Annotated in this window: 19 protein-coding genes; 15 read left to right on the top strand and 4 right to left on the bottom strand. The window is 52.4% G+C overall.

All coding sequences use genetic code 11. The features are described 5' to 3' along the window. The first annotated feature begins 292 nt into the window (after positions 1 to 292). The gene (locus QJQ48_RS14780) at positions 293 to 2,473 is read left to right on the top strand and encodes a serine/threonine phosphatase (RefSeq protein ID WP_346292011.1); all 2,181 of its coding nucleotides are present in this window, start codon (positions 293 to 295) and stop codon (positions 2,471 to 2,473) included. Between the two features lie 68 nt (positions 2,474 to 2,541). Further along, positions 2,542 to 2,769 (top strand): hypothetical protein, encoded by a 228-nt coding sequence (locus QJQ48_RS14775; RefSeq protein WP_346292010.1) that lies wholly within the window; start codon positions 2,542 to 2,544, stop codon positions 2,767 to 2,769. Positions 2,770 to 2,814: 45 nt separating this feature from the next. Here QJQ48_RS14775 and QJQ48_RS14770 read toward each other — a convergent pair whose 3' ends face one another. Then, positions 2,815 to 3,048, bottom strand: a complete 234-nt coding sequence (locus QJQ48_RS14770; RefSeq protein ID WP_346292009.1) for a DUF4327 family protein — start codon at positions 3,046 to 3,048, stop codon at positions 2,815 to 2,817. A gap of 325 nt (positions 3,049 to 3,373) precedes the next feature. On the opposite strand from QJQ48_RS14770, the gene QJQ48_RS14765 reads away from it, so the two are divergent. After that, complete coding sequence (locus QJQ48_RS14765) at positions 3,374 to 3,811, top strand: DUF4168 domain-containing protein (protein WP_346292008.1); 438 nt, start codon at positions 3,374 to 3,376, stop codon at positions 3,809 to 3,811. 45 nt (positions 3,812 to 3,856) lie between these two features. On the opposite strand, the gene QJQ48_RS14760 is transcribed toward QJQ48_RS14765, so the two are convergent. Beyond that, positions 3,857 to 5,575 carry a sensor histidine kinase gene (locus QJQ48_RS14760; protein ID WP_346292007.1) on the bottom strand — a complete coding sequence of 573 codons (1,719 nt, stop codon included), beginning with the start codon at positions 5,573 to 5,575 and terminating at the stop codon, positions 3,857 to 3,859. A gap of 341 nt (positions 5,576 to 5,916) precedes the next feature. After that, positions 5,917 to 6,159: a hypothetical protein gene (locus QJQ48_RS14755; RefSeq protein WP_346292006.1), complete on the bottom strand. Its 243-nt coding sequence runs from the start codon at positions 6,157 to 6,159 to the stop codon at positions 5,917 to 5,919. A gap of 301 nt (positions 6,160 to 6,460) precedes the next feature. Here QJQ48_RS14755 and lepA point away from each other — a divergent pair, with 301 nt between their 5' ends. From lepA to QJQ48_RS14725, 6 genes are all read left to right on the top strand, one after another. Continuing rightward, positions 6,461 to 8,263, top strand: coding sequence for a translation elongation factor 4 (lepA, locus tag QJQ48_RS14750; protein ID WP_346292005.1), 1,803 nt, complete (start codon positions 6,461 to 6,463; stop codon positions 8,261 to 8,263). Positions 8,264 to 8,361: 98 nt separating this feature from the next. After that, on the top strand, positions 8,362 to 8,592 hold the full coding sequence (locus tag QJQ48_RS14745) for a hypothetical protein (RefSeq protein WP_346292004.1): 231 nt from the start codon (positions 8,362 to 8,364) through the stop codon (positions 8,590 to 8,592). 322 nt (positions 8,593 to 8,914) lie between these two features. Then, entirely contained in the window at positions 8,915 to 9,154 is a 240-nt protein-coding gene (locus QJQ48_RS14740; RefSeq protein WP_346292003.1) for a hypothetical protein, read from the top strand. A gap of 219 nt (positions 9,155 to 9,373) precedes the next feature. Continuing rightward, positions 9,374 to 9,790, top strand: coding sequence for an SWIM zinc finger family protein (locus QJQ48_RS14735; RefSeq protein ID WP_346292002.1), 417 nt, complete (start codon positions 9,374 to 9,376; stop codon positions 9,788 to 9,790). A 216-nt stretch (positions 9,791 to 10,006) separates the two neighbouring features. Further along, a complete protein-coding gene (locus QJQ48_RS14730; RefSeq protein ID WP_346292001.1) occupies positions 10,007 to 11,818 on the top strand; it encodes an aspartate kinase in 1,812 nt (603 codons plus the stop codon). A gap of 107 nt (positions 11,819 to 11,925) precedes the next feature. Continuing rightward, positions 11,926 to 12,471: an Hsp20/alpha crystallin family protein gene (locus QJQ48_RS14725; RefSeq protein WP_346292000.1), complete on the top strand. Its 546-nt coding sequence runs from the start codon at positions 11,926 to 11,928 to the stop codon at positions 12,469 to 12,471. A 4-nt stretch (positions 12,472 to 12,475) separates the two neighbouring features. Here QJQ48_RS14725 and QJQ48_RS14720 read toward each other — a convergent pair whose 3' ends face one another. Continuing rightward, positions 12,476 to 13,531 carry a serine hydrolase domain-containing protein gene (locus tag QJQ48_RS14720; RefSeq protein WP_346291999.1) on the bottom strand — a complete coding sequence of 352 codons (1,056 nt, stop codon included), beginning with the start codon at positions 13,529 to 13,531 and terminating at the stop codon, positions 12,476 to 12,478. Between the two features lie 240 nt (positions 13,532 to 13,771). On the opposite strand from QJQ48_RS14720, the gene QJQ48_RS14715 reads away from it, so the two are divergent. From QJQ48_RS14715 to QJQ48_RS14690, 6 genes are all read left to right on the top strand, one after another. Next, positions 13,772 to 14,122, top strand: a complete 351-nt coding sequence (locus QJQ48_RS14715; protein WP_346291998.1) for a putative quinol monooxygenase — start codon at positions 13,772 to 13,774, stop codon at positions 14,120 to 14,122. 117 nt (positions 14,123 to 14,239) lie between these two features. Next, on the top strand, positions 14,240 to 14,482 hold the full coding sequence (locus QJQ48_RS14710; RefSeq protein ID WP_346291997.1) for a hypothetical protein: 243 nt from the start codon (positions 14,240 to 14,242) through the stop codon (positions 14,480 to 14,482). Between the two features lie 135 nt (positions 14,483 to 14,617). After that, positions 14,618 to 16,078 carry a D-alanyl-D-alanine carboxypeptidase/D-alanyl-D-alanine endopeptidase gene (gene dacB, locus QJQ48_RS14705; protein WP_346291996.1) on the top strand — a complete coding sequence of 487 codons (1,461 nt, stop codon included), beginning with the start codon at positions 14,618 to 14,620 and terminating at the stop codon, positions 16,076 to 16,078. A 63-nt stretch (positions 16,079 to 16,141) separates the two neighbouring features. Further along, positions 16,142 to 17,239: a DUF389 domain-containing protein gene (locus QJQ48_RS14700; protein ID WP_346291995.1), complete on the top strand. Its 1,098-nt coding sequence runs from the start codon at positions 16,142 to 16,144 to the stop codon at positions 17,237 to 17,239. A 208-nt stretch (positions 17,240 to 17,447) separates the two neighbouring features. Continuing rightward, positions 17,448 to 18,764, top strand: a complete 1,317-nt coding sequence (locus QJQ48_RS14695) for a glutamate-5-semialdehyde dehydrogenase (RefSeq protein ID WP_346291994.1) — start codon at positions 17,448 to 17,450, stop codon at positions 18,762 to 18,764. Positions 18,765 to 18,834: 70 nt separating this feature from the next. Further along, on the top strand, positions 18,835 to 18,956 hold a 122-nt coding region (locus QJQ48_RS14690), incomplete at its 3' end, for an IS630 transposase-related protein (RefSeq protein ID WP_346292156.1).

Here is an 18,956-nt window from a genome sequence, read left to right as displayed (position 1 = left end):
TTAAAATTCTCTCGAAATGTCCTGAGATACCGGCAGAACCTAGGGTAGGGTAAGGTAGGAAAATTAATTCCTGCTGCCTTGTAGTTGGAGCCTAGAGTGAAAGCCCTCTATAATGAGACCTTTCCTCATTGCGTGAGATGTTAAAAACAATTGCGCTTGAAAGTAAGTAGCTGCTACGGCCTGTTCAAGCCAGATGGGCTAGGAAGAAGCTTTTAGGTTTCTTCAGAGTCTTGCTTTTGTCGTTCTGCACCGTTTTGAAGTGACTATGTGAGGTTTACAGAGCCTCTTGACTATGCTCATCTGTTCCTACTGTCAGTTTGAGAATCCCTATAGCAACAAATTTTGTCAAAACTGCGGCAGTCCGCTGACGCTGCTATTGGCAATAGTGACTCTCTCTGCTGCCCAGGCAGGAAACAATGCTGCAGAATGTGCTGAGCCGCCTGCACTAACAGCCGCCATCGAACCGTTACCACCCGCTAGTACCGATGCCCCGCAGCCTAGCGCTGGCGAGCCAAAGCCCAATCATGCTGATGAAGTGGGTGCAAGCCTCAACTCGACCCTAGAGACAGCAACTTTATCCCAGGCAGAGGCGGCAAGTTCGTTCGCCGAAGGCCCAACCCCCGATAGCCTGACTGCAGAGGCGATTGAACCTATGGGTAAAGCCAGTGATTCTGCTGCTCAAACCCTAGAGCCAATTTTATCCTTACCGACACCCACGCTGCCGCCTGAACTGACAAAATCCTACTTAGACAGCAAACAGCGATATCAAGTACAGCAGCCTTTATCCCCCACAACTTTTAGCCATTTAGAGCTAGAGGCTGAAGTGATTGATGCGCATCCGGCTGAGCCAAGACCTTTAGCAGAGACAGAAGAACAACTTGTAGAACTGGTGGAGGAAACAGATGAAGCTGAGGCCGTAGACACAGTACTATCCGCAGCGCTCCCTGCCTCAGCCCAGCCTTACCTGCTGCTGCAAAGCAGCTTTTTCCCGGCTATACCAGAGCTACACAGTGCTTGGCAAACCCAAGATTATTCTGTCCTAATTGTTGAGCACAGAGGCCATCTTCCCAAGCTGTTTGACTACTGGCGCACTGAAGCTTCTGAACCGCTGCAGCAGGTTCACTGGTGCTATGAGATGGCGGAGCTGTGGCAGGTGTTAGAACCGCATCAGGGACAGCCCAGTCTGCTTAATATTGAAAACCTGCGCATTGATGAAGATCAGGTTTTATGCCTGCAGCGGCTTTACTTCCAGTCGGCTGAGATGCGGTACACGCTGAGAGATTTGGGATTGCTATGGCAGATTATGCTGCAGCAGGTTCCAGATGCCCTAAGTGACTTGGTGACTTTGGCCAGCGATCTAGGGTCAGGCCAGCTTGAAACCATTGAAACTTTGCAAGCGCGTTTGGTGGCGATCGCTGACGGCGTGCTGCAGTCTAACGAGGCGACCGCAGCTAATCTAAGCCCAGATTTAGAAGCGGCTGCGTCGGCTATGCCATCCGGTGATGAGGCAGTTGGGGCTGAGGCTGCCAGCATCTCCGCTTTATCCCCCCTACTAGAAACAGATTTAGATTTAGAAGAAACGCTTGGTTTAGAAGCAGAAAGCTTAACGAACGATTCCCCCACGATGGTTCTGCCTATGATGCTGGTAGAACTGGAAGATGCTGGACTAACCCACGTCGGGCAGCAGCGGGAGCACAATGAAGATACTTTCTGCATTCAGTCTCAGTCTCAAAGGCTGGCGACTCCTCAAGAGCGCCGACTACAGGCCAAAGGCCTATATATTCTGTGCGATGGTATGGGCGGTCACGAAAGCGGTGAAGTGGCTAGCGCCCTGGCAGTTGAAACGCTGCAGTCCTATTTTGAGCAACATTGGCAAGATACTTTGCCGACTGAAAAAGAGATTAGTCAGGCGATCGCCCAGACCAACGACGTTATTTACAATACGAATCAGGCTGATGAGCGTTCTGGCAGCGGTCGCATGGGGACGACCTTAGTACTGCTATTGCTGCAGGGAACTCAGGCCGTGGTCGCTCATGTCGGTGACAGCCGCCTCTATCGCTACAGCCGCCGTTTAGGACTGCAGCAGGTGACCTGTGACCACGAAGTCGGTCAGCGAGAAATGCAGCGGGGCGTCGAGCCAGCGATCGCCTATGCCCGTCCTGACGCCTATCAGCTAACTCAGGCGCTTGGCCCTAGAGACAGCCATAATATTCGTCCCAGCATTGACTTTCTGGAGTTTAGTGAAGACACCCTGTTGCTGCTCTGTTCAGACGGACTGAGCGATAACGAACTTTTAGATACGCATGTTTCATCCCATATTGAACCTTTGCTGACTAAGCAAACCGATTTAGAGGTTGGGTTAGGGCATCTTATCGATTTGGCTAACGAGCAAAACGGGCACGACAATATTACGGCGATCGCCATTCGCATCAAGGTCAAACCTGATTTAGACAAACTCAAGCAGTCTTCGTAGCCTGAAAAATTCGCTCTCTTTTAGCAAATTGTTGGCTTCAGCGATTGGCAAACGAGTAGAGATTGCAAGTGGCAATAAAACTAGGTATTGCTGATTTTGGCTATGAATTCAAGCGCGAGCAAGATGCTCGCACTAACCTGTCTGACAATAAAGGCGAGGAGTGTGAGCATCTCGCTCACGACCGGCCAACATCGGATTCATTCCTTGATTCAGCAACGCCTAAAACCGCTGGTTATTTGAGTCTAAATAAGGCTAATCGCTATCTAAATATTCATCGTTATCCGATAATGAGATAATGACTAGCCTCAAAGCAAGGCCGAGGTGTAGAAGACGCTATGCGATTAAGTCTCTTCTTCCCAAGATTCCACGGCCAGCAAATCACCAATTGGATCCTGCATTGAAAACTCAAATTCTTCGAGTTCATGCTTCCAATGAGGCCAGTCATCGCCAAACAGGAAGGCAATTTTCCAGATTCGATCTGACGTCTGTACGACGCTAGAGTCCACTAAAGATTTTACTTTTTTCTGAAACTTCACCATTGGGTGAACAACCGCTTGGTTGGTTGTATTAGTCATAACTGAATTTTTCAAAGACTGTCTTTATTGAAGCAAGCAGCTCTCAGATAGAACGAGTTGAAGCTTTATCTATTGAGTTCAAAGGCTGCTCTGTGCATAATAGCACGAAGTGACTTGATGTCGCTCCTGAGACATTGTAGCGCTATCTTTCCGATTAATTGCGCCGTTATCTAGCATTTTTAGTAGCTTGTCAGCAAATCTAATCAAACAGGCCGTTGAAATTAGGGAAAGTTATTTTTCAGGTCTGACTTCAGATATATTCATCGCAGCGTTATCTTACAGTCAGAACTTGCAGTCAAAACTTGAAATTGAGAAAGAAAGCAGCATGGTTTTATTAGCGCGTCTTCGTCCCTTAGTTCAGCGATTTTTACTGCTCGTGCTGAGTCTAGCCCTGCTACTGCTGCCAGCACCAAAAGTTTGGGCTGCCGATACTCCGCCAGCAGATACAGCAAACTCAGTTACCTCTGCTGTATCAGTCCCTAACTTGACGGTCAACAATATTTCTTCTGAAAAAGTCAATCAGTTTGTTCAAGCCTATTTACAGGTTGTCGAACTGATTGATCAACGGGAGAGTGAGCTGCAAAGCGCCGAAACAGCCTCTGAATCACTGCAAATTCAGCAAGAGATTCAGGCTGAAGCCTTTTCGCTGGTGACGCAGGCTGGACTCACTCAGCAAGAGTACTGGCAGCTGCTAGGACTGGCCAATAGCGATATGGAATTTAGAGAGCGTATCTTAGCGCAGCTAGAAGAAGTGGCAGCCTAGCTGCAGGTTTTGGTGCATTTGCTGAAAAACCGAGTCCTGTCGCTCTTACTGAATAGGCGTCACAGGCTCCGGTGAAACCACAACGGGTTCCTGGTACAGTAGAGCCGTGAAGGTGACAGTCGAGCCAAGACCCTCTCCCATGCTAATGAACTGGACAACACCGCCCATCGCTTCCACCAGCTTCTGCGAAATGGCCACCCCCAAGCCGGTACCGCCATACTGGCGGGTGCGCTCTCCATCAACCTGACTAAAGGTCTGAAATAGCCGGTCTTGCTTCTCTAGGGAAACGCCAATGCCTGTATCAGCTACGCTAATTTTGACGGTGCCTGGCCACTCTTGATTCTGAAAACTAACTTTCTGGCGTTTGACTTCGGCACTGATGCGAATATATCCTTCGTGCGTGAACTTGACCGCATTGCCAACAACGTTGAGCATGACCTGCAGCAATCGCTGATAGTTGCCGTTGAGTACGATCTCGTCGCGCGTCTCCGGCATCAGAATTTCGTAGTGCAGTCCCTTCTGTTCAGCTAGGTGACGGGTAAAATTATCGACGTTCTGGAACAGCTCTTTGAGGTTGACAGGCCCCATATCAAGCTGCATCTTGCCTGCTTCAATCTTGGCAATATCTAGGACATCGTTAATTAGATTCAGCAAGTGCAGGGCCGAGTTGTGAGCCTCTTTAACAAACTCTTCCTGTTCAGCCGGGTCATCTGCCATGCCGTCGAGGACAAGTTTGAGAAAGCCAATCATGCCGTTGAGGGGCGTACGCAGCTCGTGGGAAGTATTGGCTAAAAACTCGCTTTTGAGGCGAGAAATTTCTTCGGCCTGCTCGCGGGCTTCTTCCGCTTGGCTGCGGGCTTCTTCCAGTTCATGATGCTTTTCTAATAGATGTTTGTTGGCCCGCTGTAGCTCTACGGCTAAGGTATGGCTTTCCTGAAACAGGGTAGCGTGGGCGATCGCGGTTCCTACCTGATCTGCTAGTTCACTGATCGACTCGACTTCTAAAGCGGTCCACTGGTGCGGCTGCTGGCGAAACAGGGCAATCAGGCCGTTGGGCTGATCCTGATAGCAGGTGGCGATCGCTAGGACAATTCCCTGGGTTTGCCCCTGACCGGGCAGCCAAAAATCTGACTCCTCTAAAACAGGATGCAGGCACTTAAACACCTTGCCCAAATAGGGGACTTGTTCTAGCTGAAAGGTTTGATTGAGCCAGTAAGGAGATCCCTCTTTAGCATATTCAGCTTCTACCTTGACTTCGGCATAGTCTTCCTGAAAAGAGCAGATTAGGCCGTTGTCAATTGTCAGCATTGCGCCCAAGCCGTCCACCGTTTGCTGCCAAATTGTCTCTAAATCGAGGGTGCGACGAATATTCCAGGCAATCCGATTGAGCTGAGCATAGTAGTTCTCAGCGGCGGAACAGGTGGAAGAAAAGGCTGTGATGTCTGTATCTTGAGAGGCCAGCGTGTTTTGAGAAACCAGGGTGCCCACGCTGACAGTTTGCTGAGGCAGGGCGGTGGGGGCTGCAATTGGGCTTAAGCAAAAGTCGAATAGGAGGATGTACTGCCCTAGCCGCAACGGTACTGAAACCCGCTGAACACTTTGCTGCTCAAATACTAGGTTCAGAGCTCCCTGATACACCCTGAGCGGGGCCGAATCAAAGATAGCGGCTAACGGTTTACCAATTGCCAGTAGAGGATTAAAGCCGTAGCGGACTGCTGCAGGCCACTGAAACGAAAGCAAAGTCCCCGCAGCATCGTGAACCATCACTAAAGAGGTCGTCCTGGGTGAGGTATCCAAATCTATGAGCGAGAATGACTGAGGTTTGGAAGACGTTGAGTTAACAGACATAAACCAGGCAGTTCGGAGGGTTAGCTAACCGAGCTGATGATGAATAGCCAGCATATCTAACGATAGTTGCACACCCTAAATAAGCAGCTCAGCCATCAGCAATTGGCTTAGGCGGTTTGACCTACGCCCAGCTTTAAAGTGCCCTGTTTTCTAACCAAGCTACTAATCATCTCTTCATGGCTAAACGAAGACTTCCTGAAGCTAAGAGATTTTGTGAAGAAGTAATACCCGCAAACACTATCAAAGCTACCTCAATTTTAGTCGTTCCATTCGCCTCGAGGGGGTACGGGCGGCGTACGGGGCAAAGTTCGGGCTAGATCATCATCGCGCCGCGCTCCTCCCCTAAGCCACTGACGAACAGCGACTTCAATCACCTTACTGGGATTGCTGGTCAGATGATTGATCTGATCAAGCAGTTCGGCATCTAGCTGAACGGCGATTTCAACTTTGTCGGCTTGGGAAGCTTGAGCAGAAACATCCCCGGCATTGTGTTCGGTCATTAAGCAGCTACTCTCCTTTTGGCTGGAGATATTTTTTCAAGTAAACCAGTCAACAGCAAACAACGGCCATACTCTAGAGCTGGCGAAGCAGACTGGCTAAGTTATGAAAGGCTGTGAAATTCACAACAGCCAATATTGCCTAATTAGCTTAGAGCAATTTTGACCGCTAAACTGCACTACAAGCTACGGAGCTTGCTGAGTCATAAAACTTAGCGCCATCATTTTAGCAACTCTCTGTAGCAGCCCTGAGACAAAGCATTACAATAGTTTAAGCAACTTCAGTTGAATGACGTCTTAATACATGACTGACGTACCGATTTCTCGTATCCGCAACTTTTCCATCATTGCTCATATCGACCACGGTAAGTCAACGCTGGCCGACTGTCTGCTGCACAAGACTGGCACAGTCAGCGATCGCGATATGAAAGCGCAGTTTCTAGACACGATGGACTTGGAGCGGGAGCGCGGCATCACCATTAAGCTGCAGGCGGCTCGGATGAGCTATACGGCCCGCGACGGTAACGAGTACGTCTTAAACCTGATCGATACGCCAGGGCACGTTGACTTTTCTTATGAAGTTTCGCGATCGCTGGCGGCCTGTGAAGGGGCTCTCTTAGTAGTAGATGCGTCTCAGGGCGTAGAAGCACAAACGCTAGCCAACGTTTATCTAGCTCTAGAAAACGACTTGGAAATTATTCCAGTACTCAACAAAATTGATCTGCCGGGGGCTGACCCTGAGCGGATCAAGCAGGAAATTGAAGAAGTGGTGGGCCTCGACTGCAGCGCTGCCATTTTGGCTTCTGCTAAAGAAGGGGTCGGGATTGAAGAGATTTTAGAATCAATTGTCTATCTGGTACCGCCACCACAGGATACGCTGGAGCAGCCGCTGCGGGCCTTGATTTTCGACAGCTATTACGATCCCTACCGGGGCGTAATTGTCTATTTTCGGGTGATGGACGGTACGGTGCGGCAGGGCGATCGCGTGCGGCTGATGGCCTCTGGCAAAGAATATGAAATTGACGAGCTAGGCGTGCTTTCTCCCACCCAGAAGCCAGTCGAGAGTTTGCACGCAGGCGAGGTAGGATATTTTTCAGCTGCGATCAAGGCGGTTGAGGATGCCCGCGTCGGCGATACGATTACCCTGGTCAAGGCGCCGGCTAAAAAAGCTCTGCCCGGCTACGTTGAGGCCAAGCCAATGGTCTTTTGCGGCCTGTTTCCCACCGATTCTGATCAGTTTGAAGATCTGCGGGAGGCGCTAGAAAAACTGCGGCTGAATGATGCCGCCTTGCAGTACGAGCCGGAAACTTCTAGCGCTATGGGCTTCGGCTTTCGCTGCGGCTTTTTGGGACTGCTGCATATGGAAATTGTGCAGGAGCGGCTAGAGCGCGAATACGGTCTGGATTTAATCACCACAGCGCCTTCGGTAATTTACCGCGTGACCAAGATAGACGGCGAAATGGTCGAGATTGACAATCCCAGCGTGTTGCCGCCGCCGCAGGAGCGTGAAAAGATTGAGGAGCCTTACGTCAAGGTGGAGATGATTACGCCAGAGGAGTTTGTGGGGCCGCTGATGGAGCTGGCTCAAACTCGTCGGGGGGATTTCAAAGATATGCAGTATCTTACTCAAGGGCGGACAACCCTGGTCTATGAGCTCCCGCTGGCGGAAGTGGTTTCGGACTTTTTTGATCAGATGAAGTCGCGATCGCGTGGCTATGCCAGCATGGAGTATCAGATAGTGGGCTATCGGGAAAATCCCCTGGTGCGCTTGGATGTATTGATCAACGGTGATCCGGTAGATTCGTTAGCCACGATTGTGCACCGGGACAAGGCTTACTATGTCGGTCGTGCCCTGGTGGAAAAGCTGAAGGAGCTGATTCCACGTCACCAGTTTAAGATTCCGCTACAGGCTTCAATTGGTAGCCGCGTAGTTGCCAGTGAGAGTATTCCCGCCCTGCGTAAGGACGTGCTAGCGAAATGCTACGGCGGTGATATTTCCCGTAAGAAGAAGCTATTGCAGAAGCAGAAAGAAGGTAAAAAACGCCTGAAGTCTATTGGCACTGTAGATGTGCCTCAGTCGGCCTTTATGGCGGTTCTGCGCCTGTAATTTAATTGTGAATAAGTGCTGCTGATAACTAAACTATTGTTTAGTTCATTGGTACTATTGGCGTGGTGGCTGTTGCGCTCTCTCAGGAGGATTGCGTTATGCCTGCACTTACGCTAGGTCCCGGAAAATTCGTCAGACTAAAGGGTCAACCCCAGGATCTGCCTGACTTTTTGGTTATTCAGTGCCAGGGTAGTTGCTGCTGGGTGCGGCAGCAGGCTTGGGGGCCTCGCATTCAGTTAAAAATTGAGGTGACGCAGGTAGCTATTCCGGGAATGGAAACCTTCTCTGGCTCGGCTGTGCATTTACCGAGGCTGCTACGTACAGACTAAGGCACCGGCAATCTTACCTGGTTGTCAGTTCAGTACCAAGGGCGATCGTCCGCTTCAAAGTAATCAATGATACCAATTGAAACTTTGATTGGATGTTACTGCTGTCGAACTGAAAACGAGATATTTGCGTGATTTCAGTCAATGTTGGCGAACTGTCTATCACTTAATTTTAAAGTCAGAGGTAGTTAATACAACATTTCGAAATTGGTTTTCTTCCCCTTAGGGAGGATGATAACTATAGGCGCAACTGCTTCAATAACATTGCTGAAACTTTTTAGATGTCAATCACATCTTAAGAATTAATGCATTGGAGGATCTAGCTTTGATTATTGTGCTGCCTTTAGAAATTACCGATCGGCTGATAGGCGTTGCCCGGCTGCATCAGTTGCGCATTCCCATTCCGCTCTCTTGTCCTCAAAATGGCTATCTGACTTCTGAAGAGTTAAACCAGATTCAAACAACGCTAAATCCTTTAGCCGTCAAGTGCCAGCAGGTTTCTTCTCTCTTAGAAGATCTACACCGTTCTGTGCAAAATTTAGCGTCCGCTGCTCCCACTCGCTAAAGCTTAGATGTTCACTGAAAATCGTCTTGAAGAAGGGTAGAACACACTTCCCCCCAGTGTCTATCAAGCTTCTAAATTATCAGCTATAAACGCGATCGCTCTTGCTTTTTAGTGAGAGCGATCGCGTTTCAAGACCCAAGAAAGCTAAAAAGAAACAGGCGATCGCGCTGCCTGCTGCCTAATGAGCGACAAAAATAGGCAAACGATACTGCATCAACCATGTCTCTTCTTGAAATCACTGAGGCTCTTATCCTAGACAATGCTTCTGCTCAGTCTTTTGAGCGCGGCGAAGATCTTTACGCATCAGGCTCTGTTAGTGAGGTGACTCAAAGAGGGGCAACGATATATGCTGCGGTGCAGGGTAGCCAGTATGAGCCTTATCAGGTTGTTCTAGAGCCTGGCCGCGCAGCCCACTGTAGCTGTCCTTACGACTGGGGCGGCTGGTGTAAACATATTGTGGCAACAGCTTTGGTTTGTCTGCATCAGGCCGAGCGAGTTGAAATCAAGCCTACTTTAGCCCAGCTCCTTGATCAGCTCAATCCTCTGCAAACTCAGGATTTAGTGCAGGCGATGGTAGACATCCAGCCCGATTTAGTTGAGCTAGTGGATTGTTATGTAAACCGGGTTGCGAGCTGAGAAGGCTGACTGAGCACGCGACCGCGCCCATCTACTCCAAGTTCATGCCCGCAAGTACAAGCTTCGAGGCTTACTAGAACAGAGTGAGATGGCTTAGGTACCTGCTGCTGGACAGGGCGCCGAGGGGCCAGAGGAATTTCCCTCTCTTTCCTAACCTCTGCTAAGTTAAGAGTCTAGCAATCTAAAGTGGGTGATTCACAAGGTTAGGTAAGCGGGATGGCGTTAATCGTCCAGAAATACGGGGGAACTTCGGTCGGCACCGTTGAGCGGATTCAGGCGGTGGCTCGGCGGGTAATGCAGACGGCTCAGGCAGGCAACACGGTGGTGGTGGTCGTCTCCGCGATGGGTAAGACCACAGACGGTTTAGTAAAGCTGGCCAGCGACATTACCGCCCAGCCTAGCCGCCGAGAAATGGACATGCTGCTTTCTACCGGGGAGCAGGTATCTATTGCCCTGTTGAGCATGGCTCTGCACGAGCTAGGACAACCCGCTACCTCCCTGACGGGCGCTCAGGTGGGCATTGTCACTGAGGCCGAACACAGCCGCGCCCGCATCCTCAATATCAAGACTGACCGAATCGATCGCCACCTAGCTGAGCGCGAAGTAGTTGTGGTGGCTGGGTTCCAGGGCATCAGTGATACGCCAGATTTAGAAATTACCACGTTGGGGCGAGGGGGATCTGATACCTCGGCGGTGGCGCTGGCGGCGGCGCTCAAGGCCGATCGCTGCGAAATCTATACCGATGTTCCCGGCATTTTAACCACCGATCCGCGCTTAGTACCAGAAGCCCAGCTCATGAGCGAGATTACCTGCGACGAAATGCTGGAGCTAGCCAGCCTGGGAGCGAAGGTACTTCATCCCCGCGCCGTGGAGATTGCCCGTAACTATGGCGTCCCGATGGTGGTGCGCTCTAGCTGGAGTGAGGAACCGGGAACGGCGGTGCAGTCGCCGCTGCTGCAGGGGCGATCGCTCCAGGGACTAGAGCTAGCCCATCCGGTGGATGCCATTGAGTTTGACACCGATCAGGCCAAGGTGGGGCTGCTGCGGGTACCGGACTGTCCTGGGATTGCGGCGCGGCTGTTTGGCGAACTGGGCCAGCAAGCGCTCAACGTAGACTTAATCATTCAGTCTATCCACGATGGCAATACCAACGATATTGCCTTTACTGTCACCCGCGACAATCTCAGCCGGGCGGAGGCCGTCGCCGAGGCGATCGCCCCGGCGCTGCGCAACCGCCCTACCGCTACGGATGAAGCCGAGGTGATTGTCGATCGGCAGATGGCGAAGGTGAGCATCGTGGGCGCGGGCATGATTGGTCGTCCTGGCGTGGCGGCGCAGATGTTCTCAACCCTGGCGGCAGCAGGCGTAAACATCCAGATGATTTCCACCTCTGAAGTGAAGGTAAGCTGTACCGTGGTGCTAGCGGACTGCGATCGCGCCATTGCGGCCCTTTGCAAAAGCTTTGGCCTCAACTGTTCCCCTGCTCGCCTCGATCAAACTGCTCCAATTCAGGCAGCTTCACCTGCGGTGCGGGGAGCTGCTCTCGATCAGCATCAGGCCCGTCTCGCCATTCGCCAAGTCCCCGATCGCCCCGGCATGGCCGCTAAAATCTTTCAGTCTTTGGCGGATAACGGCATCAGCGTCGATATGATTATCCAGTCCCAGCGCTGCCGCCCGGTAGCCGGACAAAACACCCGCGATATTGCTTTTACCGTAAGTCAGGCAGATGCTCAGGCAGCTAAGGTGCTGCTAGAGAAAACCCTGTCTGACTCAGGCTGCGGGGAAGTAGTTTTGGATACGGCGATCGCTAAGGTCAGCGTTGTCGGGTCGGGAATGGTCTATCAGCCAGGCGTAGCGGCCAAGATGTTTCGTGCCCTAGCCGACGAGAACATCAATATCCAGATGATTGCCACTTCAGAAATAAAAATTAGCTGCGTGGTGGCTCAGGCAGAGGGTATCAAGGCTCTGCAGGCGATTCACAGCGCTTTTGCGCTAGCTGGCCTGAAGCAGGTGGTCGTGCCTGCCTAACCTATCGGAGATCTCGCCACAAACGAGAGGAGATCTCGACTGCCCTAGCCTATATCTCAGCGGCATAATCAAAGTAAAAGATTAGATCGCTGAGGTTGGAGGTATTTATGCGAATAACGCCTTGGCCGTCCCCCTGGATGATAGATCCCTGGCAGCGGCAAATTGATGATTTATTTTTTGATACCGGACTCTTTCACAACGGTTTCAGCACTCTGCCCGACTGGAACCTGGAGCTGACTGAGACTGATGCGGCGCTCATCCTCACGGCCTGGCTTCCCGGTCTTAGCGCTTACGATATTGGCGTTCAGGTTGATTCAGAGCGAGTGATTTTGTCGGCCTGTCAGCACCAGCAGCAAAGCGATCGCTACAGCCAGATGCTTGGCTATGGTCAAATGCAGCAGGTCATTTCTTTACCCTGTCAGATTGACCGCGATCGCGTCCGCAGCGAAATGCGGGGCAATCAGCTCGTGCTGACCTTACCCAAAGCTCAGCCTCCGTTCCCAGGAAGGCGGATGCGTCAGATTCAGCTAGAATCCACCTGGCCAGAGGCGATCGCTAGCCAGGGGCAAAAGCTGGCATTAGGTTGGAAGCAAGCAAAACGCTGGCTCGGTCGGCAGTTGAGTCAGTGGGGCGATCGCCTGCTGAAGGACTAGCTGGTTAGCTGTTTGCAGCGATCGTCTGAGCGATGCGATATATCAAAGACAGGCCAAAATCAGGTTTGTCCCGGTTGGCTAAAACTACTAGAGTGGCCCTGACATTCGCCAACTTTTGCAAGTGAAAAGCCGCGACGGAATAGCCGGGGCCTTCCCCCGTGTGGCCTCTGACAATTCCGTAGGGAGAGGCGTCATCAATAAAAAGCCCTAGCCCGTAGCCTAAACTTGTAAACAGCGGATATTTCCCCAAAGTATGAACGGGCTGAGACATCTGCTCAACCAAAGATGGGCTGATGATTTGACCTGAGAGTAAAGCGTCGATGATTTTGGCTAATTCAGGCGCTGTTGAAATGACAACGCTGTGAGCTACCCAAGATGGGTGATAAACCTGAGTCATATTTTGCAGTTCATCTTGGCTCCAGCAAGCGGTATATCCCGGTGTCAGTTCACCAACTTGCTCTAGAGTCTCGGGGACAAAGGTTTTTGCTAGAGATAGTGGCCTAAAAATGACCTGATCTAAAAGCTGTCCTAGGGTTAAATCTGTCACCTGCTCTAGCACTTGCTTGAGGAGCAGGTAGCCAATATTGGAGTAGGCCCAGTCTGTTCCCGGTGCGAACTGGAGTCCTTGGGCCTGAGCCAACTCAAAAAAGGTGGATAGTGACCAGGGCCGGCGGGGATTAGCCTTAACTGCCTCCTTGTAAGCAGCGGTGCCGCCATAGTCGGGCAGACCGCTGGTGTGACTTAGCAGATGGTGAAGCGTAATGGTGCGGTCTAGTGAAAAATTGGCTAAATAGCTTTGTACCGAGGCATCTAGTTCTAACCGTTTTTGATCGGCCAGATAAAGCGATGCGGTTGCGATGAGGACTTTAGTGATGCTGTAGATATAGAAGCTGGCGTCTACGGGGAGTGGTACCTGCTGCCGTTTGTCCCCATAGCCAATGCCTGCTTCTAGGCAGGACTGACCGTCCAGCCAAATGGCGATCGCGGCACCAGGAACTTGCGACTGGCTGAGTGCCGCTTCAACAGTTGCCTGAAGCTGCGTTTCAAGGCTTGACCGCATTGATAAGTCCATACCGAATAGGCTGCTGAGGTCTGGGAGGATCACTTCGGTCTTGCGACTACTGGATTGCGTCAGCAGACTTCAAGTGCTCATAAAGCTTTACGGGCGGTGCTGCTCTGCAATGTCTCTCAATAATTCTGCATCAATAGTTTTCAGTATCTTAAGACACCCTTGGGGATCGCTCACAAGATCCACTTCCTACGGCAGACTAGTAACCCAAGTAGATGAGTGAAATTACAGATGTCAGAATTTTCAGACTTTCTCAAACATAAGCAGGCTTACGTTGCTATTGGTGAGTTTAAGCCCGGTACCTTTGCTGAGGCGCGGCAGCTCTATGAAAAAGCGGTTTCCACCTACCAGCAGGGCTTTAAAGGCGCTTACCTGCTGCAAGAGCCTGACAGCGATCGCGGTATTGCCATCATCCTGTGGGAAAATGTTGGCGATATGGACGCTCACCAAAACGAAGCCTACAAAGATGCCCTCAACCGGATTGCTCACCTGTTTGAGCAGCCACCCACGACCAGCTTTTACGAAGTTTGCAGTGAAATTGGCCTGCCCGACAGTCAGCCGAGCGAGAAAACCCCGGTATAGGGCTGTAGCTATCTAGGCGCAATGCCGCTCTAGTTCGTGAGCGTTAAAAATGGTTGAAATGCCTTGTATAAAGACATTTCAATCTTTTATGCTGAAATCATTTAAGACTGAACGGTTATGGCAAAGCATACACAAGCTCATATGTCGCGCAGTATTCCCAAGGCGCAGTCTGAGTTTCTGAAACAGCGGACGCTGAAGCAGATGGAATATTACATGGGGGCCAAGCTGATTGAGGTAGGGGTAGATCCTAAATCGGCTATTTATCGCTGGGAAACAGAAGATAAGGGCAGCAACGAAGAGTGGACATATAGCGCCTACTGGGACGAGTCTAGAGCCGAAATTGAGCAGGCAGAGCAGTAGATTGGCTATGGCGATCGCCTGAATGCAGTTTCCTGCTGTTACCACAGCGAACTGCAGCATGAGCCAAGCAGAGAATGTCCCTCAAAGCAGGCTTTAACACCATGTTTCAACATTGCCAAACCAGTGAACTGTAGGATGGGTCCAGCCAAGCGTGCCCACCCAAACCTTGAACGGAAATACAGATGGCTAGGACTATTGCTGCTGGCAAGCGTTTTTCCAAGTGCGCCCGCGATCGCCGCTGTTTGTCCAGCTGATTTGACAGCGCGGGTCGAAGCGATCGCGGCTCAGCCTGCCCTGCGTCCGGCTCGGCTGGGGGTACGAGTAGAAACGGAGACGGGTGAGCTGGTTTATGAGCGGGACAGCGATCGCTACTTTGTTCCGGCTTCCAACGTCAAGCTGTTCACCACGGCGGCGACGCTGCAGTTTTTAGGGCCGGACTTTCGTATTCGCACCTCCATATACGGTTCTACCAACGACCTCGGCTTAACCACGCTGCGGGTGTTTGGACGGGGCGACCCCAGCCTCAGCGATACCCAACTGGCAGAACTGGCCCGGCAGCTCCGACAGCAGGGAGTGCAGCGGGTAGCCAGTCTGGTGGCCGATGACAGCTACTTCCCAGGGCAGGCGACGAATCCCAACTGGGAGTGGGAGGATGTGCAGGCCGGCTATGGTGCGCCGGTCAACAGCTTAATCGTCAATCGCAATGCCCTTGGCTTGAGCCTAGTCCCGCAGGCGATCGGCCAGCCTTTGCAAGTGGTCTGGGACGATCCACCGCTGGCAGCCCAGTGGCAAATTGAAAACAACTCTGTCACGGTGGCAGCAGGACAGCCAGAGTACACCGAGGTCGGACGGGATTTGGGACAGCCCGTACTGCAGGTACGCGGCCAGCTTGTAGCCGGTTCAGCAGCCGATACAGCCGCGATCGCCGTTCCCAACCCCAGCCAGTATTTTCTCGATCGCCTGCAAGCTGCGCTAGCGGCCGAGCAGATTAGCGTGGCTCGCACCTCTGCTATTTCAACGCCGACCCCCAATTCACTGCCAGAGCTGGCCTTTGTCGAATCCGCGCCGCTGCGCGAGCTGCTAATTCCCACCAACCGCAGCAGCAACAATCTCTATGCGGAAGCGCTGCTAAAAACGTTGGGAATGCGGGCCAGCCAGGGAGATGAGGCTACAGAGTTGGGCATCGCAGCGCTTCAGGCGGTTTTAGAGCCGCTGGGGGTGGATCCTACAGCCTATGTTTTAGCCGATGGATCGGGCCTGTCACGGCACAATCTGACGACGCCGACAGCTCTGGTGCAGGTGCTGCAGGTCATGAACCGCAGCAACGAAGCTGAGACTTACCGCAATTCTCTGGCGACGGCAGGGGTAAACGGCACGCTGCGCAACCGCCTGCAGGGAACAGCTGCAGCGGGACGACTCCAGGGTAAAACGGGGTCGATTAGCCGCAACGCCGCTCTTTCAGGCTACTTAGATCCGCCTAGCTATGAGCCTCTGGTACTCAGCATTTTGCTCAATAACGTAGACCAGCCGGGCCGGGTTTTACGGCAGGCGATCGATGAAATTGTGGCGCTGCTGGCTGCGTTACAGCCTTGTTGAAATTTCACCATTTGCTGAGGTCTGGGAGTAAACTGCCAATCATAGGCGCGGGTTGACACAGCTATGAAAGCTCCTAAAAACGAGGTTCAGCAACGAGCCGCCGCACTTAAAGAGGGTCTACAGGGAATAGGCCGCAAATATTTAGGGATTGGTCGGCGGGTTTCTCCCCAAGGGCTGAAGCATCTGCGCGATAGCCTGATGGATGACGCGGAGCTAACGCTGAACTATGGCGTTTTGATAATTGGCTCCTGCATCATTGCTACCCTGGGCTTGCTCTCCAACAGCGCAGCGGTGATTATTGGGGCCATGCTAATTGCGCCGCTGATGCAGCCGATTCGGGCCTTTGCCTTTGGCATTTTAGAAGGCGATGGGGATTTGATTAAAGAGGCGTTCAGGTCGCTGCTGGTGGGTACGGCGATCGCTATTTTGCTGTCGTGGCTGCTAGGGCTGGCTTCCGGACTGGCTGAATTTGGATCCGAAGTGCTGGGGCGATCGCGGCCTACTATCTTTGACATGGGTATTGCCATTGCTGCTGGCGGCATCAGCGGTTATGCCAAAGTAGAGCCGAAGCTGTCTAGCACTTTAGCCGGCACCGCGATCGCCGTGGCGCTGATGCCCCCGGTCTGCGTGGTCGGGATTGGCATCGCCCAGGGATTTGCCCTGCAGGACTGGGCCTTGAGTCAGGGGGCAGCTTTGCTCTATATCACTAACCTGATTGGTATCACCCTGGCCTGCATGCTGACCTTTCTGCTGACGGGATATGCCTCAGTACACCGGGCCAGTAAGCCTATCAGTATGACCCTGGCTCTTACGGGAGTGCTGCTGCTGCCCCTAGGATTTAGCCTGTTTGATCTGGTGCGGCAAAATCAGCTTGAAGCTGGCGTCAAGCAGGTATTGCTGCAAGAAACTGAAACGTTTAAGGGACTGCGCTTAGTCGAAACTCGCACGAATTGGCTGGTTAGTCCGCCCGAAGTGCGGCTCACCGTCTACGCGGCTCAGCCCGTTTCTCCCAAACAGGTTCGACTGCTGGAAAACTTTCTGGCTCGTCGCTTAGAGCGCCGCTTTACGCTGGTGTTTGAGGTCAGCGCGGTACAGGAAGTCACGCGCGAAGGCGTTGTGATCAATACGCAAGCAGAGCTGGGGGAATGGCAGGATCCCTAGAAAGGAAAAAACCCCAACCAAAGGCCGGGGTTATGGAATCAGGGTGCATCTACCATTCACTTATTCTTAGAGACGCAGCAGGTTCCGGAAAAGTTGCCGCTGAAAATTAAAAAGTTGCGGGCAGCATCATCGCTCGGTCGGTTTGTCCCCGCAATAAAGCCCAGAGCCTTTTTTGCTAAACTTACAGTCTGTGCCGAGGGTTTTGGTTATGACTGCATCTCAAGTTTCAGCGGATCGGGCTGCTTCTCTAACCGCGATCGCTCAGAAAACCCGTCAGGCGGCCCAGCAGCTAGCAGGGCTAGCGACGGCTGAGCGGAACCAAGCGATTGAGGCGATCGCTCAGGCTCTAGAAGCGGCTGCCCCTGAAATTGTCGCCGCTAACCAGGCTGACTGTGAAGCGGCCCTAGCCGATAACCTGGCAAAACCCCTCTACGGTCGCCTCAAGCTAGATGAAACCAAGCTTAAAGGGGCGATCGCCGGAGTGCGCAGCGTAGCGCAGCTTGATGATCCGGTGGGACAGGTACAAATTCACCGCCAGCTAGATGACGGTTTGACTCTCAAGCGCATTACTTGTCCGTTAGGCGTTTTAGGCATTATTTTTGAGTCCCGTCCTGACGCGGTGATGCAGATTTCGTCCCTGGCGATCAAGTCTGGCAACGGCGTCATTCTCAAGGGCGGCAAGGAAGCAGTGCGCTCCTGTCAGGCACTGGTCAAAGCGATTCGCCAGGGGCTGACACAGGCCGGAGTCAACCCGGAAGCGGTGCAGCTTCTGACCACCCGCGAAGAAACCCAGGCGTTGCTAGCCCTAGACAGCTATATCGACCTGATTATTCCGCGTGGCTCTAATGCCTTCGTGCGCTACGTGCAGGAAAATACCCGCATTCCGGTACTCGGCCATGCCGATGGGGTTTGTCACCTCTATGTAGATGCCGCTGCCGAAGTGGAAAAGGCAGTGAAAATTGCCGTTGATGCCAAAACCGACTATCCCTCTGCCTGCAACACGATTGAAACGCTGCTGGTGCATCAGGCGATCGCGCCGCAGTTCTTACCCGCTGTAGCTCAGGCTCTAGAAGCGCTGCAGGTGAAGCTGCGCGGCGATGAGCTGACCCGTCAGTGGCTGCCGCTAATTAAGCCTGCGACCGAGGCGGACTGGTCAACGGAATACAGCGACCTGGTTTTGGCAATTAGAGTGGTGGATTCTTCAGCCGCCGCGATCGCCCACATCAACACCTACGGCTCTCGCCACACCGACGCCATCGTCACTGAAGACGCAGCCACTGCCGCCCAGTTTATGTCCCAGGTGGATGCGGCTGGGGTTTATCACAACTGCTCCACTCGCTTTGCCGATGGTTTCCGCTATGGCTTTGGCGCAGAGGTGGGCATCAGCACCCAGCAGATGCCGCCACGCGGCCCGGTGGGGCTAGAGGGGTTAGTTACCTACAAGTATCAGGTGGTGGGGAACGGCCACATTGCGGCTGAGTACGCCGGCGAAAATGCTAAGCCTTTCCGCCATCGTGACCTGTAGCTGCTGTTTTATAGCTGTAGCCAATCAGGTTAGGACATAGACTGGAATAAGTTGATACGGTTACTTGACAATGGCTCGACCCTACAGCGAAGACTTCCGGCAAAAAGTGATTGAGGCGATCGAGTTGGATGGTCTCAAGAAAAGTGAGGCTAGTGAATTGTTCCGCATTAGTCGCAATACGATTAATCTCTG

Source organism: Sphaerothrix gracilis Ecp01, from assembly GCF_030405905.1.
Taxonomy (GTDB): domain Bacteria; phylum Cyanobacteriota; class Cyanobacteriia; order Phormidesmidales; family Phormidesmidaceae; genus Sphaerothrix; species Sphaerothrix gracilis.
This window is presented reverse-complemented; position numbering and strand designations above follow the sequence as displayed.

Coding starts and splice junctions, on each gene's coding strand:
- QJQ48_RS14765 (WP_346292008.1), top strand. CDS start 3,374: ATGGTTTTATTAGCGCGTCTTCGTCCCTTAGTTCAGCGATTTTTACTG.
- QJQ48_RS14760 (WP_346292007.1), bottom strand. CDS start 5,575: ATGGTTCACGATGCTGCGGGGACTTTGCTTTCGTTTCAGTGGCCTGCA.
- QJQ48_RS14720 (WP_346291999.1), bottom strand. CDS start 13,531: ATGCGGTCAAGCCTTGAAACGCAGCTTCAGGCAACTGTTGAAGCGGCA.
- QJQ48_RS14700 (WP_346291995.1), top strand. CDS start 16,142: ATGAAAGCTCCTAAAAACGAGGTTCAGCAACGAGCCGCCGCACTTAAA.
- QJQ48_RS14755 (WP_346292006.1), bottom strand. CDS start 6,159: ATGACCGAACACAATGCCGGGGATGTTTCTGCTCAAGCTTCCCAAGCC.
- QJQ48_RS14770 (WP_346292009.1), bottom strand. CDS start 3,048: ATGACTAATACAACCAACCAAGCGGTTGTTCACCCAATGGTGAAGTTT.
- QJQ48_RS14695 (WP_346291994.1), top strand. CDS start 17,448: ATGACTGCATCTCAAGTTTCAGCGGATCGGGCTGCTTCTCTAACCGCG.
- QJQ48_RS14725 (WP_346292000.1), top strand. CDS start 11,926: ATGCGAATAACGCCTTGGCCGTCCCCCTGGATGATAGATCCCTGGCAG.
- QJQ48_RS14715 (WP_346291998.1), top strand. CDS start 13,772: ATGTCAGAATTTTCAGACTTTCTCAAACATAAGCAGGCTTACGTTGCT.
- QJQ48_RS14730 (WP_346292001.1), top strand. CDS start 10,007: ATGGCGTTAATCGTCCAGAAATACGGGGGAACTTCGGTCGGCACCGTT.
- QJQ48_RS14780 (WP_346292011.1), top strand. CDS start 293: ATGCTCATCTGTTCCTACTGTCAGTTTGAGAATCCCTATAGCAACAAA.
- lepA (WP_346292005.1), top strand. CDS start 6,461: ATGACTGACGTACCGATTTCTCGTATCCGCAACTTTTCCATCATTGCT.
- QJQ48_RS14735 (WP_346292002.1), top strand. CDS start 9,374: ATGTCTCTTCTTGAAATCACTGAGGCTCTTATCCTAGACAATGCTTCT.
- QJQ48_RS14745 (WP_346292004.1), top strand. CDS start 8,362: ATGCCTGCACTTACGCTAGGTCCCGGAAAATTCGTCAGACTAAAGGGT.
- dacB (WP_346291996.1), top strand. CDS start 14,618: ATGGGTCCAGCCAAGCGTGCCCACCCAAACCTTGAACGGAAATACAGA.
- QJQ48_RS14710 (WP_346291997.1), top strand. CDS start 14,240: ATGGCAAAGCATACACAAGCTCATATGTCGCGCAGTATTCCCAAGGCG.